Source organism: Thiocapsa sp., assembly GCF_022340925.1.
GTDB lineage: Bacteria > Pseudomonadota > Gammaproteobacteria > Chromatiales > Chromatiaceae > Thiocapsa.
In genome coordinates this window covers 38321-53873 of sequence record NZ_JAJDNA010000018.1, presented here as the reverse complement: position 1 = coordinate 53873, position 15553 = coordinate 38321, and the positions used below count along the sequence as shown (strand labels likewise).

The following is a 15553-nucleotide window of genomic DNA, read 5'->3' as shown; positions in this document are numbered from 1 at the left end:
AGCACCCGCTTGTCCGCCGGGGCCTCCGGTGCCTTGAAGCGAGTGTAGGGGTTGACCATCCCGGCGAAGGGCGAGAAGCGGTCCTTGCGCAGGCGCGGCTCGGCGAGGCGCAGCTCGGTCTGGAGGGTCTCGCCGCTGTCGGTCACGAACCGCAGGCCCTGCTCCGAGAACCGCTTGAGGCGCTCGGCCAGCGGTGGGCGATTGACCTTGAAGTCCTTCATCCAGTCGTCGGGGATCAGCGCCTCGAAGGACTTCAGGTCACCGACGTAGATCTCCAGTGCCACCTCGACCCGGTCGTCGAAGACGGTGATTTCGGCGATGTTGGGGGCGGTCTCGGCGCCCGTGAGGTTGATCCAGTCGGCCCGCGTGGGCGAGACGGCAAAGAGGGTGGCCAGGAGAGCGCAGCGAAGTATCAGCAGATGCCCACGCAAACGGCAAACAGGGCGATTAGGAGAGATCGGCATCAGTGCTTCAACGCCTTGTCCATCGTTCTTTCCTCACGGGCACATGCCGAACTCAAGGAAGCCGATCAGGGTGCCGTGCCGGGTATCTCAAGCGTAACGGTCAATCCGCCGTAGCGGTTGTGGGTCGCCGCATTGTCGGTGGGGTCGTTCGGGCCGCTTGCGTCTTCTGTTCCAAGCACTTGCTCATAAAGACGTATCATACATCGGGATAGCCTTGACATACATGCTTGTTTCAATAAACATACATCAGTGTAGGTTCTGAACATGAGAAGCGAAGCGAAGCCCAGGTCGCGTCTTTCGCGACAGGATTGGATCGATGCAGCCATCGAGCAGCTCGTCGAGGCGGGGATCGGCGCTGTCAGCGTCGAGCAGTTGGCGACGCGCATCGGAGTCACGCGTGGCAGCTTTTACCACCACTTTGCCGATCGTGAGGATCTGTTGCGGGGGATGCTGGACTACTGGTCACAGCGATGGAGCTACTCCATCCGGGAGCAGATCGCGGCGCTCGGCTTGGACCCGGGGACGACCTTGCTTGCGCTGATGAGAGCGATTCGCAGCCAAGGGGCGTCGGATTACGACGCGGCATTCCGGGCTTGGGCCCTGCACGACCCCTTGGCCCAAGTGGTGGTCGAGCAGGTCGATGAGGCGCGCCTGGCCTTCATCCGATCTCGTTTCGAAGGTCTGGGATTTACCGGCCTGGAATTGGAAAACCGTGCGCGTCTCTACTTGTATTACGAAGTCGCCCGTCCGGCCATGTTCGTCAGTCTGCCCCCGCAGCAGGACGAAGAACTGCTTGTGGAACGCCACCGGTTCCTGACGACGGCACAAAACAATTAAGCGATCTCTTACCGCAACCTGAGGAGGACACCATGAGGTTCAGAAGCAAAACACCAACCCGCATCGCCACCGGTAGTCTTGCCATCGGCCTCGTTGCCGGGTTGGCCTTGGTGGCCGGCGCACCCTGCGTCTCCACGGCCTACGCCGAGGAGGCTACCGAGCTGTCTCCGACGAAGGCGCGCCCGCGGGACACCTACTACCCCAATACCGAGGACTTGGCCCCCGACGAGATGCGTGTCATCGCCTGTGGCACGGGGATGCCGACGACCCGCATGAAACAAGCGGCTGCGTGCTTTCTCGTGGAGCTCGGCAACGGAGACAAGTTTCTGTTCGACGCAGGCAGCGGCTCGGCCGAGCGGATCTCCGCGCTGCAGATCCCCTACAACTACCTGGACAAGATCTTCGTCGGCCACCTGCACAGCGATCACTTCGGTGCTGTACCCGAGTACTGGATCGGCGGCGCGCTGATGGGGCGCAACCAGCCGCTGCGCATCTGGGGGCCGAGCGGCCGGATTCCCGAGCTCGGTACCGCCGCCGCGATGGATGCGATGCAGAAGATGTTCCTCTGGGATATCACCGGGCGGGTCGGCAACGTCGATCCGCGCGGCTACAAGCTCGAGGTCAACGAGTTCGACTACAAGGGGGAGAACCAGGTCGTCTACGACGAGAACGGCGTGGTGATCCGCTCCTTTCCGGCGATCCACTCGATCGACGGTGCGGTCAGCTATTCCCTGGAATGGAACGGGCTGAAGTTCGTGTGGGGCTCCGACACCTTCCCCAACCAGTGGTTCAACAAGTACGCCAAGGACGCGGACATCGCCATCCACGAGTGCTTCATCGCCGTGCCCGACATCGTCAACAAGCTGGGCTTCACGCCGGAGTCCGCTCTGCTGGTCGGCACCCAGATCCACACCGCCCCGGAGGCCTTCGGCAAGGTCATGAGCGAGGTGAAGCAGCGCCTGGCGATCGCCTATCACTTCTTCAAGGACTTCGACACCACCGCACAGGTTTACAAGCGCATCCGCAAGACCTATGACGGGCCGCTCAGCCTCGCCGAGGACTTCATGGTCTGGAACGTCACCAAGGACGGTATCCGCGAGCGCATGGCGGTGGTGGAGGAAAGCACCTGGTCGCCGCCGACCACCCGACCGAACGTCGCGCCGAGCAAGGACGATCGCGCCAAATTCGCCGAGATGAAGGGGCTGCCCGCCGAGGCCATCGGCTACTCGGACTTCATCGTCAGCGGCAAGTGGAACGTCGACGATGTGCTGCGGCCGATCTATCAGGAGGCCAGCGAGGCGGTCGGGCGGGAGCTCCCGTACCCCGAGAAATAGGCTGGCCGCGAGTCAGCGCCTTCCCCTACCTAAGCGAAACGACCGCCCTTCGGGGCGATTGTGGGGAAGGTGCACGCGACAAGCAGGCGGTGTTTCAAAAGCAGCAAATGACCAGTAAACCCCCTTTCACCTCTGTCCTGATCGCGCTGACCGTTACGTGGGCCGGACTCTCGAGGGCCGACGATCTGGCGAAGGCATCCCAAAACCCGATCGGTGACATGGTCAGCCTTCCCTTCGAGCTGTGGCACTACGACGGGATGCCGGGTGACTCATCGGCGAGCGCCCTGATGGTCAAGCCGGTCCTGCCGGTGAATCTCGGTGCGGTCAACCTGATCAACCGCTTAATCGTACCCTACGTAGGGGTCGACGCCAACCTCAGTGAGCTCGACCTGGGCGCCAACGAGGTGCCGGCCTCGGACGTGCGCCGGGACGGTTTCGGCAACATCCAGTATCAGGCGTTCTTCACCCCCGCGAAACCGGGCAAGATCATCTGGGGGCTTGGGCCAGTGCTCGAGCTGCCGACCAACACCAACGACATGGGTACCGACAAGTGGTCCGCCGGCGCCGGCGTCGTCCTTCTGACCATGCCCGGCAACTGGGTGCTCGGGCTGTTGGCCCAGAACCTCTGGTCCTACGCAGGCCCCGATAGCGCCGGCGAGGTCAACAAGCTAACCTTCCAATACTTCGTCAACTACAACCTGTCGAAAGGCTGGTACCTGACCTCGACGCCCATCATGACCGCGAACTGGACTAAATCGGGCGATGACCGCTGGACGGTTCCGATCGGCGGCGGCGTCGGGCGACTGGTCAAGTTCGGCAAACAGCCCGTGGATTTCAAGCTCCAGGCCTTTGCCAACGTCGTGAAACCCGATGCCGGTCCTGAGTGGTCGGTCATGGCCGCGGCCAAGCTTCTGTTCCCGAAATAAACACATCCGACAGTTCTAAGGAGTCAGAGTCGTGGCGATCGCATCCCCGTCCAACAAGCACTTGGTGTTCATTCTTGGCACCGCCGCACTGCTCATCAGTCCGCTCCAAGCCAAGGCAGAGACGACGCCGAGCGACGACTGGCAGTACGCCGCCTCGCTCTACTTCTTCGCCCCGGCGGTCAAAGGGTCCACGGCGGCGGGCTCAGACATCGATGTCAGCTTCGACACCCTGATCAACAATCTCAACATGACCTTCATGGGCGCCTTCGAGGCCCGCAAGGGCAAGTGGTCCGCCCTGGCCGACGTGCTCTACCTGAACGTCGGCGCGAACGGCGGCGCCCAGGTGCCGCTGACCGGTCCGCTTGGGCGGCCGTTAGGCATCGACGCCGACGCCAGCCTCAAGCTGCGCGGGTGGGTCCTTGGCGCCGTCGGCGGCTACAACGTCTTCGACAGGTCTCAGGCGTCGGTGGACGTCATCGCCGGTCTGCGCTACCTGGAGATGAAGGGCAGCTTCGGCCTCGGCCTCCAGGGCCGGCGCCTCGGCCGGGCGATCGAGTCGGACGCCAGCGGCGTGGTCTGGGACGGGATCGTCGGCGTCAAGGGTCGGGCCAATCTTTCGGGCAACTGGTTCGTCCCCTTCTATCTCGACGTCGGCACGGGCGACTCGGACCTGACCTGGCAGGCGCTCGCTGGCGTCGGATACAGATTCCACTGGGGCGACGTCTCCCTGGCCTATCGGTACCTGAAATGGGACCTCGGCTCCAGCAGCCCGATCGACGACATCAGCTTCAGCGGTCCTCAACTGACAGCCACGTTCCGCTTCTGATGCCGCGGCAAGAAACCCCTTTGCGACCCTGACTGAGACACATCAGTGAACCTGCTGCTTCGTATCCTTCCTTTGGCCGTGCCTGCGCTGCTCATTGGTCACGCGGTGCCACTCCAGGCCGCCGAAGGGTGCGGCCTCGGACAGCAGCGCGTCGCCGGCGTTTGCATCGATTGCCCCAGTGACCCCAGCTGCCCGGGCAACCCCAGGGGTATCGCGGACCCCAGAGGACCGCTTGATCCCCGAGGGGTCGCGGACCGCTCGATCCGCGCGGAGCGGCAGACCCCCGAGGTTCTCTGGATCCGAGAGGGCGAGGGGATCGTCCTGGACCCCGTCGCTAGGCGATCGCGGTGAAAGCGCCGACGCTTCCCGTTTGGTCCCAAGACGCCATTGCCGAGAACAGCCCGAGCAGCAGTCCGCGACGACCCAAACGGCTCACTCGAGCACCGCTGGTGTGGGTTCTGGCGATCCGTGAAAGGGTGAGCTGAAACCTGACAGATTATCGAGCGCAGGGCGCTTCGCCAGCCGCTGATCCGACCTACTGCATCGGCGCATCCTGGACATCGAGGTACGGCAATGCGGGTTCTTCGGGTTTGGGGCGGGGTCTTGCTGCGTTGCATCCCCCCGGCCGGAGCACGACAGGCAAAGCGGATCGCAGAGGCGGCAATGACCAACACCAAGATGACCCTGACACAATTCGCCTCCAAACGCGCGGCCACAGGCGCCATCGTCGCCGGGCTGGTCAATGCGCTGATTGTTTATCTGTCGCTGTCCGACCTACCGGAGGTGCCAGTTTTCGCCCTGGTGGCCGACCGCTGGAAGCAATCCCTGATCGGCGCGCTGGTGCCGCGCGCGGTGCTGATCAGCCTGCTGGTCACCATCATGACCGTCTGGGCAACTGTGAAGAGTCGTGCGGCCGGCAAGGTGCATCCGCCCATCGGAGCTGGTGTCCCCTGGTTTGGCCGCACCCTCAAGGTCGGCCTGACGCGGTCGCTCTATGGCTTTCTGCTGGTGCTGGCGATCGCCTTGATCCTGCGCGTGCTGCTGCCGACCTACACCGCCGTTCCGTCCGCCTGGGTCGTTGTCCTGGTCGCGCTGTTTGCCGCCGGGATCGCCTACCTGATGTCCTACACGGCTGTCTTGAAGACGGGCCGGGTGGGTGGCAACGGAGGCGCAATCGGCGTGACCAGGACTGGTCCTTGAACAGACCAAGACGTCACCGGCGTCGAGAAGACATGAGCCACGACCTCTGGCGTTGGAGCCTGCCTCTGACACTCGGCGCGAGCGGCATGGTCCTGAGTCCCGCGCCGTCCGGGCCGATCAGTCCGTCCGGAGCGCTGACCGGCAGCTCGCCGCCGCGTTCACCCTCGGGCGCGCCGGAATCCAGGGCGAGACCGCCGCCGGCAACGAGGTCCACGTCGGCTCAGACAGCGCGGTCGACGACATCCACTTCAGCGGACCGTTGCTCGCGGCCAAGCTCCGCTTCTGGGCAGCGGGCGCCTTGCCGCTTCCCAAACCGGTCCGGCCGAGCCGGGCCAATCCACGCTGAGCCATGAGGAGTGCGTAGACATGAAGAGCATGAAACACGCGCTCGCAACAGTGCTGCTGGCCACGACCCTGCCCGCCTTCGCCGAGATCGAGGCGCCCCCGCCCGGTATGGAGGGGGCGGAGCTGATCGAGACCTCCGCAACGGTCGAGGCCGTGAACCCGTCCAGCCGCTATCTGACCCTGAAGGGACCCGAGGGGAACCTGATCAGCGAGAGGGCCGGGGACCGCATCGAGGACCTCGACAAGCTCAAGCGCGAAGACCAGGTCAAGGTAAGCTATTACCGCAGCATGGCGGTCGATGTCGTCGCCAGCGAGGGCGACGAGTCGGCGCCGGAACGCCAGCGTTCCATCTCAACGGCCCCCGGGGCCGCTCCTGGCACCGCGAGTCGCCAGATGACCTCGATCGTCGAGATCCTGGTGGTCGATCCTTACAAGAAGGCCATCGCCTTCCGCGATCCCGAGGGGAATTGGCGCGAGGTCTCGGTCAAGGCCCCAGGGCTGCGCCACTATCTGGATGACCTGAAGGAGGGCGACACGGTCAAGGTGACCTTCACCGACGCCGTGGCCGTTTCGCTGGTGCCCCGCTGACGGCACCCCACTCCCGAGCGGCCAGCACGAAGAGTGGTTGCAGGAAACGGACAGCGCCTGGACGCGTCGCCAAGGATGGCGCCCATCCTCCCACGTCCCGCGATGGGATCCCCGCGCAGCCGCTAAAGTCTTCCAAGGTCGACGCGTCTTGGGTGCACACGGGGGCGATCGGGGCACCCAGAGCGCAGGGCCCGCCCAGGAACAGGCCGGAAGCAGCACGGCAAACCCGCAGGAGTACAGGCAGATGAACATTCCACATCGGATACCGGTGCAGGGACCTTTTGCCCGCGTCCTCGTTGGATCGGCGGCGGGCGAACGGCGAGCGAAATCCGGCGAAGGGCCCAAGGAGAGAGCAAGGGCGAACGCAGAGCCTCGGTTTCGCGGCGCACGCCTTTTCCGAAGCTGTCTCTTGCTCATGGTTTCCGGTCTGTTGGTGGCCGGCTGCGCGAGCGTTCCGAAAGACTACCCGCGTACCGAGTCCGCGGCCCTCAAAGACCCCGAAAGCACGGCGATCGGCCAGTACTTCTCCAGGGCCGCCAGGCGCCACCCGGGCAAATCCGGCTTCGCCATCATTCGCAAGCCGCGTCCCGCCTTCACCGCCCGGGTCGCGCTCACCGAGCTGGCAGAGAAGACCCTGGACATGCAGTACTATCTGTGGGAGCCCGACTCCACCGGGCGCATCCTGGCCGAGCGTCTGGTCCGGGCCGCCGACCGGGGCGTGCGGGTGCGCCTGCTGGTCGATGACATGACCCTCAGCGGGCGTGATGCGGCGGTCGCCGCCATCGATGCCCACCCCAACATCGAGATCCGGGTGTTCAACCCCTTGGCCCACCGCAAGGCGCGCGCCCTGGGCTTCATCGCCGACTTCAACCGCGTCAACCACCGGATGCATAACAAGCTGATGGTGATGGATAACGCCATTGCCATCGTCGGTGGCCGCAACATCGGCAACCACTACTTCGGGGTGGACACCGAGGCGAACTTCCGGGATCTCGACATCGCCGCCGGTGGGCCCGTCGTGCGGGAGATCTCCGATGTGTTCGACCATTTCTGGAATGGTTCCTGGTCCATCCCCATCGCCGCGCTGGTCGATCGCCCTTACACAGACGCGGACCTGCAGGCGACGCTCAAGACCGTGCGCGAGCAGATCGCCGAGGAGCGCTACCCCCATCCACTGGATCAGGACGTGGCCGAGCTCAAGTCCCAGCTCATGGGGATCTTGGATGAATTCATCTGGGCCCCGGGCCGTATCGTCTGGGACGACCCGGCCGAGATCGCCGCCACGGGCAAGACCAGCGCGCTGACCGAGGGGGTCTTCAAGCGGGTCGGGCGGCTGGATAGCGAGCTGCTGATCGAGTCGGCGTACTTCGCGCCGCGCGACCGCGGCGCGGATGCCCTGGCCAAATTGCACGATCAGGGTGTGCGCATCCGGGTGCTGACCAACTCGCTCGCGTCCAACGACGTGCTCGCGGCGCACGCCGGTTACACCGAGCACCGCGCCCGGCTGGTCGCCGACGGCATCGAGCTCCATGAGCTGCGCCCCGACCCGGGGCCGGTGAGCAAGAAGGTCCTCTCCGGCTCCTCCAAGGCCGCGCTGCACACCAAGGCCATCGTCTTCGACCGCAAGGACGTCTTCATCGGCAGCATGAACCTCGACCCCCGCTCGGGCGACATCAACACCGAGGCCGGACTCTACGTGGAGAGCCCGGAGCTGGCCGCGCAGGTCATCGACTACATGGACGAGGGCGTGCGGCCCGAGAACAGCTATCGGGTGTTGCTGGATGAGAACGGCAAGCTCTACTGGTTGACCGAGTCCGGCGGTAAAGAGCAGCGCTACGACAAGGACCCACACAGCACGGGCATGCAGCGCTTCGTCGCCGGATTCATTCGGATGCTCCCGGTCGAGGGGCAGCTCTGATCCGCGTTCATGACCGCAAGGCTGCGATGGCGAACGACGAGAGACGTGCGCGCACCGATCTGCTGAGTCATTCCTTGGCCGGTGTCGTCATCGGTTGGAAAACTGGCCGGGTCGCGATCGGCTCGGCTCACAGGCTGCTGGGCCGTTCACCTCTCTCGGCTTGGACTCATCGACGAGGCATCCGCATGTGAGCGGTCCGCAAAGATCGGACAGACAATCGGCCACTGTTCGACCCCTGAGCGGCCGGCCGTGGATGCCCATCATCGGGCCGACGGCGCGTCTCATTGAGGCCGGCCTCCTGATTGCCGCAGGCTCCGCTGCGGCCTTCGCGCAGGACATGGAGCCCCGCCGCTGGACGCCGCTGCCGGTGGGAGCCAGTATCGTCACCGCGGGCTACGTTTACACGAACGGCAATATCGCCTTCGACCCGTTGCTCAAGGTCGAGGCTGCGACGCTCAATACCAAAACCTGGGCGATTTCGATCCTGCACGCCTTCGAGGCGCTCGGGCAGCTGGCGCGATTAGATGCGGTGTTACCCTGGCAACACGCCCGCTGGAAGGGCTTGCTGAACGGCGAGCCGCGGGAGCTGGATCGCCGGGGGCTCGCAGACCCGCTCATCCGCTTGTCAGTCAATTTCCTCGGTCCGCCCGCGCTGGATGCCGAGCCTCTTCGGGCCTACCAGGCGGCGCACCCGGTCTATACGGTGGCCGGCGCGGCGTTGGCCGTCACCTTGCCGCTGGGCGAATACCAGCGGGACAAGCTGCTGAACCTTGGGCAGAACCGTTTCGTGATCCGTCCGCAGATTGGCGTGGTCCACCGTCGTGGACACTGGTCCTGCGAGCTGACCGGCTCGGTCTTTTTGTTTCCCGACAATACGCACTTCTATCCCGACCAGCTCAGGGCGCTAAACCCGCTGTTCGCGCTCCAGGGGCATCTGGTCTTCACGGCGACGGGTCGACGATCATCGGAGGCCTGAAAGATCCCGTCGCGACGGGATGCGCCTTTCTGCCGGGCGTGGCAAAAACCAAACGCCGTTGCCAGTAGGTACCAACTTCCGCAGTGGGCAATTGATGGTGATTTCACGTCTGAGCGGCTATGCCCGATGCCGCTTGACGTGAGATTGGCCATCCTGGCCAAATGTGAATGCCGACAGCAGCACGGCCGTTTCCGCTGTCATTTCGGATCGCACCGGTCCAGGCTTGCCCTGCGGGCCGCGAGACGGCGAGGATGCCGAGCACGCGGGTGTCCACACGTCAAAGGCGGATCGCGATCGGGCGACCATCGGATCGCTGAACGAAGCGCGCAAGCAGGGAGTTCAGATGGCACAACAACTCATCAAGGTCCCACCGACTAAGAACACCCTGCTGCGACTCAAGAAGCAGGAGAAATTTCTGGAGGAGGGCCACGATCTGCTCGAGCGCAAGCGCGAGCTGCTCACGCGTCTGGTCTATGAGCGCATCGGCGAATACCGCAGGCTCCGCCAAGAGGCCGAGCAGGCGCTCGCCGAGGCCTATCGCTGCCTGAGCATCACCCACCTGAGGATGGGCAGTCGCGGCATCCATCAGGCCGCTCTCGGATCCGAGCTCGCGCTCACGGTGGATATCCTGCCGCGCCGGGCGCTCGGCGTGGAGTACCCGGCCGTGACCAGCGACCGGGTAGCGCTCAAGCCGGTTGGTCTGCTGGGAACGGACGCGAGCTTCGACACCACGCGCGAGAATCTCGCCAATGCCTGTGTGCTGCTGGCACGCCTCGCGGAGGTCGAAACCGCGCTGCACCGCCTGATGGAAGAGCAACGCAAGGCCCAGAAGCGCGTGAACGCCCTCAAGTACAACATCATCCCGCTCTACCGCCGGACCATCCACTTCATCCAATCCTCACTCGAGGAAGAGGAGCGCAACACCCTCTTCCAAGTCAAGCTGCTGCGGCAGCGGGCCGAGGCCTGACGGGGCTCTCCGGACTAGGAACTGCGCCACCGGCGGTTCTGCAGATCGCGAAGACCTCCGGCCTTCAGGGGCAGGATCCTCCAGCGGACCGGCTGGATGCTGCGGCGACCTCAGCCCAGCTTCTGGAGTCGACGGCCTGGGCTCTGGGGAGGAGCGCGCCGGAGCGCGTTCGCCTCGAGGTCGAGCAGCTCCAGGCGATGGACCGGGTTCTCAGCGGCGACGTCGTCGCGCCGCTCGCGAATGCGCAGACGGAAGCCGCCGTGTGGGTCGCCTTCGGGGAATGACCACCGCGGAGAGGAAACCGCCGACCATTGAGCCGCCCCGGATCGCCAGACCCCGTCTCTCAACAGCCCGGGTCCTCGGGAAGGATCTCCAGGGCGCTCTTGATGAGGCCGCCGGCGCGATACAGCCCGACGAGCGTCTTGGCATCCGTGATCTCGGCGTCGTTGCACCAATCGAGCGCCTGGGCCAATGGCAGCCAGTGGATCTCGATCATCTCGTCCTGCTCATGGGCATGGCCTTGATGCGAGAGACCACGCGCCATCCAGAGGTGGATGACCTCGGTGAAGACACCCGGCGAGCTGTGCATCCGGCCAAGGTCGGTCCAGTCCGCGGCGCGCAGGCCGGCTTCTTCCGACAGCTCGCGGGTCGCCGTGCCAAGCGGGCTCTCGCCCGGGTCGATCTTTCCCGCGGGCAGCTCCCAAAGCCAGCCGCCGGCGGCATGGCGCCACTGGCGCAGCAGGCAGACCCGATCCTGCTCGTCCAAGGCCACGACGGCCGCCCCGCCGGGGTGACGGACGATTTCGAGCTGCACCTGCCGGTCCGCGGGCATGGCAATGGTTTCGATGGCGACGTCGATCACCCGGCCTTGGAAGATGGGCTCGCGCTTCAAGATTGGGTCTTCGCTCATGACGGGCTCCTCGCGATGGGCTTCGGGCTCGGGCGGCGGCGGGGCCGGCGCTCGCCGTCGGACACCGGCGACGCAGCGGTGGTTGTGAATCTGCGCGCCCCGGCCGACGGGGGTCTCCCGGCACGCATTGGAAGCGACCCGCGACTCACCCTAAACTAGCGGCCCGACACCGATTCGACAAGCCGAGCAGGCGATTCGCCAGGACACAGACCGTGACGCAGCACCCGATCATCATCGCCCTGACCTTCGCGGTCTACTTCGCGGTGGTCTGGATGATCGGGTGGTATGCCTACCGCCGCACCCGTGATCTCTCCGACTTCATCCTCGGCGGACGGCGCCTCGGGAGCGGTGTCGCCGCCCTGAGCGCGAGCGCCTCGGATATGAGCGGCTGGCTGCTGCTCGGGCTGCCGGGCTTCGCCTACGCCGCCGGTCTGGAGTCGCTCTGGCTCGCGGGGGGTCTCTTGCTGGGCACATGGGTGAACTGGCGTGTCGTCGCGCAACGCCTGCGCGTCTTCAGTGTCGCCTATGGGAACGCCCTGACCTTGCCGGAGTACTTCTCCAACCGGTTCGACGATCGGATCGGTTGGCTGCGCGGCATCGCGGCCCTGTTCGTCCTCGGGTTCTTCCTGCTCTACACGAGCGCGGGGCTGGTCGCCGGGGGGAAGCTCTTCCAGTCGGTCTTCGGGCTACCCTATGTCTGGGCCGTGGCGCTTGGCCTCGTCTCCATCGTGCTCTACACGGCCGTGGGGGGCTTTCTGGCCGTGTCCTGGACCGACGTCGTCCAGGGGCTCCTGATGGCGGCGGCCTTGGTGGCGGTGCCGCTGGTCGCCTTTTCACAGATCGGGGAACCCGGTCACGTGTTCGAGGTGATCAGGGCCGGCAACCCGGATCTCATGAATCCCTTCACACACGCCGACGGCAGTGGAGTCGGTCTGATCGGGATCCTGTCCTTGGCGGCGTGGGGTCTGGGGTATTTCGGGCAACCGCATATCCTCGCGCGCTTTCAGGCCATCGCCACCCCCCGGAAGGTCACGGCAGCTCGATGGATCGCCGTGATCTGGGTCGCGGTGACGCTCACCGGGGCGACCTTGACCGGTCTCGCCGGCATCCTGGTCGTCGAGCAGCCGCTCTCCGACGAGGCGCGCGAGACCGTCTTCATCCTGCTCGTCGACATCCTCTTTCATCCGATTGTCGCCGGGGTGCTGCTCGCCGCGATCCTTGCCGCCATTATGAGCACGGCGGACTCCCAGCTGTTGGTCTCCTCCTCGTCCTTCACCGAGGACCTCTATCGGCTCCTGCTGCGCCGCAAGGCCGGCGCACGCGAGCTGGTCCTGGTGGGGCGCATCGCAGTGGTGGTGATCGCGCTTGTCGCTTTCTGGCTGGCTTTGGATCCGGAGGCCATGGTGCTCGACCTGGTCGGCTATGCCTGGGCCGGCTTCGGCGCGGCGTTCGGCCCGGCCCTGATCCTGTCGCTCTACTGGCCGCGTATGACCGGCCTGGGCGCGCTCGCGGGAATCCTGGTGGGCGGCCTGACGGTCCTGGGATGGAAGCAGCTCGAGGGCGGCCTGTTCGACCTCTACGAGATCGTGCCGGGGGTCCTGCTGGCCTCGCTCGCGATCTATCTCGTCAGTCGCGCCACCCCGGGCAAGCAGGCCGTGCTGGCCGCGCGCTTCAGCAAGGTGGAGGATGAGATGATGAAGACGGCGTCATGACCAGGGAAAGACAGCCGGCGGACGATCAAGGCGAATCGTTGCGCGACTGGCATCTGCTCGACGCCGCGGAGCAGGCGGCATTGCTGATCGAGCACGGCCGGTACCTGGACAGTCTCCCCCCAACCTGTGACCTGGACAGCAAGGTGGAGCGTCTCAGGCGCTGGTTGCGGGAGCGCGGTATCCGCTACCCCGGTTGAGGGCGGCCTCTCGATCCGGCATGTCATCGATCGGTCATCGATCCTCAATAGAATGCATCTGAGATCGATGTCGGATGACGTCGCCCGGTGGGTATGACCGGCCGGCCCGGTCGGTAAGGACATGGCTCGGACCACAGGACTCAGATGGCTATGGCAACCATTCTTGTCGTCGACGATGAACCGGATATCCGCGAAGTGATCCGATTCGCCCTCGAGAACGCGGATTACCGCGTGGTCGAGGCCGGACATGCGGATGAGGCACGCAAGCTCCTGACCAACGAAACCCCCGACCTGGTCCTCCTCGACTGGATGCTGCCCGGCCGCTCGGGGCTGGAGTTGGCCCATCAGCTCAAGCAGAACCCGAAGAGCCGGGCGGTGCCCATCATCATGGTCAGCGCCCGCGGCGAGGAAGAGGATCGCATCAAGGGGCTCGACACGGGGGCGGATGACTATATCGCGAAGCCCTTTTCGCCGCGTGAGATGGTCGCACGCGTCAAGGCGGTCCTGCGCCGCGCGAAACCGGAGGAGTTGTCCGACGAGGTCGAGATCGGAGGGCTGCGGATCGACAACATCAGTCATCGCGTGACCGCAGAGGGACGTCACGTCGAGATCGCGCCGACCGAGTATCGCCTGCTGCACTTCTTCATGACCCATGTGGACCGCGCCTTCAGCCGCTCGCAGCTGTTGGATCAGGTGTGGGGCGATCAGGTCTATGTGGAGGAGCGCACCGTGGACGTCCATGTCCGACGCCTGCGCAAGGCACTCGAGGCATCCGGGCACGACCGCCTGCTTCAGACGGTGCGCGGCGTCGGCTATCGCTTCTCGGACAAGACCTGACTCGGTTGGCCGGCCATCCCCATCCCCCGAGGGCGTCATGGCGCCGCTCCCTGATCTTCGAGTCGTCGCTGCTCGCGTTGATGATCGCCTCGGGCGGCGCCCTGTGGCTGCTGCTCGGCGCCGATCTGTCTTGGGTGTGGCCGCTGGTGCTCCTGCCCTATCTGCTGCGACATCTCTACTTCCTGGCGAAGCTGACCCGTCTGATCCGCCGTCACCACCGCCTGGCTCCGCCGTTCCCCGGCGGGCTCTGGGGCGAGGTCTATCGCAGCATCGCTCAATATCAGCAGCGCGGGCGGAAAGGGCGCAAGCGCCAGATCCGATTTACCCGGCGTTTTCGCGAGGCGGCCAATGCGGTGCCGGACGCCTTGGTGATCCTCGATAAACAGCACCGGGTGGACTGGGCCAATCCGACCGCGGCGACCCTTATGAACGTCCACTGGCCGCAGGATAGCGGACGTCCCTTCGTCGATCTCCTGCCCCATCCGGATCTCAAGACCTTCGTCGAGGCGGGCGACGACGTGCGGCCAATCGAGATTGCGCCCAACCACAACCGGGCCACCATGCTGTCACTGCGCATCACCCCCTTCGGCGAACGCAAGCGACAACGGCTGATCGTGGGGCGAGACATCACCAAGATCTATCATCTCAACATGATCCGTCGCGACTTCGTCGCCAATGCCTCGCACGAGCTGCGCACGCCCTTGACCGTGATCGCGGGCTTCCTGGAGAACCTCATGGATGCGCCGGCCACCCCGCTCAATCATCGTCGCCCACTCGTGTTGATGCACAACCAGGCCGCGCGGATGCGCTCCATCATCGATGATCTGCTCACCCTGTCGAGATTGGAGATCCATGAACGGCCGGAGGAGCAAGGGGCAGTGGACGTGCCCGAGGAGCTGCACCTGATCCTGCAGGAGGCGCAGGTGCTGAGCAATGGACGACACAGGGTCGAGACCGAGATCGAGGACGACCTCCTCCTGCTCGCCAATCAGCCGGAGCTGCGAAGCGCCTTCTCGAACCTGATCTTCAATGCGGTGAAGCACACGCCCGAGGGCACAGAGATTCGGATACGCTGGTCGTGGGGGACCGATGGACCGGAGCTCCGAGTCCGAGACAACGGCCAAGGGATCGGCCCTGAGCACCTGCCCCGTCTCACCGAACGCTTCTATCGGGTCGACAGGGCCCGCTCACGGGAGTCCGGAGGGACCGGGCTCGGTCTGGCGATCGTCAAGCACGTCCTCAACCGGCACGATGCGCGCTTGCTGATCGCGAGCGAGGTCGGTCAGGGCTCCACCTTCACCTGCATCTTTCCGGGCGGTCGAGGCATCTCCCGCGAATCGCTCGAACGACCCTCGGCCCCGACGACGGCCGCCGCGACCTGAGGCGATGCTGATCCATGGCCATCCTGGCCATCATCACCCCGCCGTCCAAGCGGCGCGACGATCGGAATGCGCTTTTCTTCGGTCACTGAGGCGCCTGACAACCTCGCGGCCTCCTGCCCCGGACGGGAAACGCT

The 15553-nt window shown here is 65.2% G+C and carries 16 protein-coding genes; 14 read left to right on the top strand and 2 right to left on the bottom strand.

Annotated elements, in window-relative coordinates:
- Nucleotides 1–464 (bottom strand): hypothetical protein (locus tag LJE61_RS02925; RefSeq protein WP_296917363.1); only part of this gene is annotated, 464 nt, incomplete at its 3' end.
- 264 nt (nucleotides 465–728) lie between these two features.
- Here LJE61_RS02925 and LJE61_RS02920 point away from each other — a divergent pair.
- The 10 genes from LJE61_RS02920 to LJE61_RS02875 all read left to right on the top strand — a co-directional run bounded on the left by LJE61_RS02920 (nucleotide 729) and on the right by LJE61_RS02875 (nucleotide 10381).
- Complete coding sequence (locus tag LJE61_RS02920; protein ID WP_296917361.1) at nucleotides 729–1301, top strand: TetR/AcrR family transcriptional regulator; 573 nt, start codon at nucleotides 729–731, stop codon at nucleotides 1299–1301.
- A 32-nt stretch (nucleotides 1302–1333) separates the two neighbouring features.
- Entirely contained in the window at nucleotides 1334–2635 is a 1302-nt protein-coding gene (gntH, locus tag LJE61_RS02915) for a guanitoxin biosynthesis MBL fold metallo-hydrolase GntH (protein WP_296917359.1), read from the top strand.
- 107 nt (nucleotides 2636–2742) lie between these two features.
- On the top strand, nucleotides 2743–3561 hold the full coding sequence (locus LJE61_RS02910; protein ID WP_296917357.1) for a transporter: 819 nt from the start codon (nucleotides 2743–2745) through the stop codon (nucleotides 3559–3561).
- A 31-nt stretch (nucleotides 3562–3592) separates the two neighbouring features.
- Nucleotides 3593–4387 carry a hypothetical protein gene (locus tag LJE61_RS02905; RefSeq protein ID WP_296917355.1) on the top strand — a complete coding sequence of 265 codons (795 nt, stop codon included), beginning with the start codon at nucleotides 3593–3595 and terminating at the stop codon, nucleotides 4385–4387.
- 663 nt (nucleotides 4388–5050) lie between these two features.
- On the top strand, nucleotides 5051–5587 hold the full coding sequence (locus LJE61_RS02900; protein ID WP_296911240.1) for a hypothetical protein: 537 nt from the start codon (nucleotides 5051–5053) through the stop codon (nucleotides 5585–5587).
- Nucleotides 5588–5639: 52 nt separating this feature from the next.
- On the top strand, nucleotides 5640–5933 hold the full coding sequence (locus LJE61_RS02895; protein ID WP_296911242.1) for a hypothetical protein: 294 nt from the start codon (nucleotides 5640–5642) through the stop codon (nucleotides 5931–5933).
- A 20-nt stretch (nucleotides 5934–5953) separates the two neighbouring features.
- On the top strand, nucleotides 5954–6520 hold the full coding sequence (locus LJE61_RS02890; protein WP_296911244.1) for a hypothetical protein: 567 nt from the start codon (nucleotides 5954–5956) through the stop codon (nucleotides 6518–6520).
- 415 nt (nucleotides 6521–6935) lie between these two features.
- The gene (locus tag LJE61_RS02885; protein WP_296917365.1) at nucleotides 6936–8438 is read left to right on the top strand and encodes a phospholipase D family protein; all 1503 of its coding nucleotides are present in this window, start codon (nucleotides 6936–6938) and stop codon (nucleotides 8436–8438) included.
- Between the two features lie 253 nt (nucleotides 8439–8691).
- Nucleotides 8692–9414, top strand: a complete 723-nt coding sequence (locus LJE61_RS02880; protein WP_296917353.1) for a transporter — start codon at nucleotides 8692–8694, stop codon at nucleotides 9412–9414.
- Nucleotides 9415–9757: 343 nt separating this feature from the next.
- Complete coding sequence (locus LJE61_RS02875; RefSeq protein WP_296917351.1) at nucleotides 9758–10381, top strand: V-type ATP synthase subunit D; 624 nt, start codon at nucleotides 9758–9760, stop codon at nucleotides 10379–10381.
- Between the two features lie 343 nt (nucleotides 10382–10724).
- Here LJE61_RS02875 and LJE61_RS02870 read toward each other — a convergent pair whose 3' ends face one another.
- Nucleotides 10725–11291 (bottom strand): NUDIX hydrolase, encoded by a 567-nt coding sequence (locus LJE61_RS02870; protein WP_296917348.1) that lies wholly within the window; start codon nucleotides 11289–11291, stop codon nucleotides 10725–10727.
- Between the two features lie 212 nt (nucleotides 11292–11503).
- Here LJE61_RS02870 and putP point away from each other — a divergent pair, with 212 nt between their 5' ends.
- The 4 genes from putP (at nucleotide 11504) to phoR (ending at nucleotide 15419) form a co-directional block, all read left to right on the top strand.
- Entirely contained in the window at nucleotides 11504–13003 is a 1500-nt protein-coding gene (gene putP / locus LJE61_RS02865; RefSeq protein WP_296911391.1) for a sodium/proline symporter PutP, read from the top strand.
- On the top strand, nucleotides 13000–13200 hold the full coding sequence (locus tag LJE61_RS02860; RefSeq protein ID WP_296917346.1) for a hypothetical protein: 201 nt from the start codon (nucleotides 13000–13002) through the stop codon (nucleotides 13198–13200). Before putP ends, LJE61_RS02860 begins: the two co-directional genes overlap by 4 nt.
- Before the next feature lie 150 nt (nucleotides 13201–13350).
- Nucleotides 13351–14037, top strand: coding sequence for a phosphate regulon transcriptional regulator PhoB (gene phoB, locus LJE61_RS02855; protein WP_296911396.1), 687 nt, complete (start codon nucleotides 13351–13353; stop codon nucleotides 14035–14037).
- Between the two features lie 5 nt (nucleotides 14038–14042).
- Complete coding sequence (gene phoR, locus LJE61_RS02850; RefSeq protein ID WP_296911398.1) at nucleotides 14043–15419, top strand: phosphate regulon sensor histidine kinase PhoR; 1377 nt, start codon at nucleotides 14043–14045, stop codon at nucleotides 15417–15419.
- The last annotated feature ends 134 nt before the right edge of the window (nucleotides 15420–15553 follow it).

What these genes read in the sequence shown, in the direction of transcription:
- LJE61_RS02920 (WP_296917361.1), top strand. Translation starts at nt 729, where the DNA reads ATGAGAAGCGAAGCGAAGCCCAGGTCGCGTCTTTCGCGACAGGATTGG.
- gntH (WP_296917359.1), top strand. Translation starts at nt 1,334, where the DNA reads ATGAGGTTCAGAAGCAAAACACCAACCCGCATCGCCACCGGTAGTCTT.
- LJE61_RS02910 (WP_296917357.1), top strand. Translation starts at nt 2,743, where the DNA reads ATGACCAGTAAACCCCCTTTCACCTCTGTCCTGATCGCGCTGACCGTT.
- LJE61_RS02900 (WP_296911240.1), top strand. Translation starts at nt 5,051, where the DNA reads ATGACCAACACCAAGATGACCCTGACACAATTCGCCTCCAAACGCGCG.
- LJE61_RS02890 (WP_296911244.1), top strand. Translation starts at nt 5,954, where the DNA reads ATGAAGAGCATGAAACACGCGCTCGCAACAGTGCTGCTGGCCACGACC.
- LJE61_RS02885 (WP_296917365.1), top strand. Translation starts at nt 6,936, where the DNA reads ATGGTTTCCGGTCTGTTGGTGGCCGGCTGCGCGAGCGTTCCGAAAGAC.
- LJE61_RS02880 (WP_296917353.1), top strand. Translation starts at nt 8,692, where the DNA reads ATGCCCATCATCGGGCCGACGGCGCGTCTCATTGAGGCCGGCCTCCTG.
- LJE61_RS02875 (WP_296917351.1), top strand. Translation starts at nt 9,758, where the DNA reads ATGGCACAACAACTCATCAAGGTCCCACCGACTAAGAACACCCTGCTG.
- LJE61_RS02870 (WP_296917348.1), bottom strand. Translation starts at nt 11,291, where the DNA reads ATGAGCGAAGACCCAATCTTGAAGCGCGAGCCCATCTTCCAAGGCCGG.
- LJE61_RS02860 (WP_296917346.1), top strand. Translation starts at nt 13,000, where the DNA reads ATGACCAGGGAAAGACAGCCGGCGGACGATCAAGGCGAATCGTTGCGC.
- phoB (WP_296911396.1), top strand. Translation starts at nt 13,351, where the DNA reads ATGGCAACCATTCTTGTCGTCGACGATGAACCGGATATCCGCGAAGTG.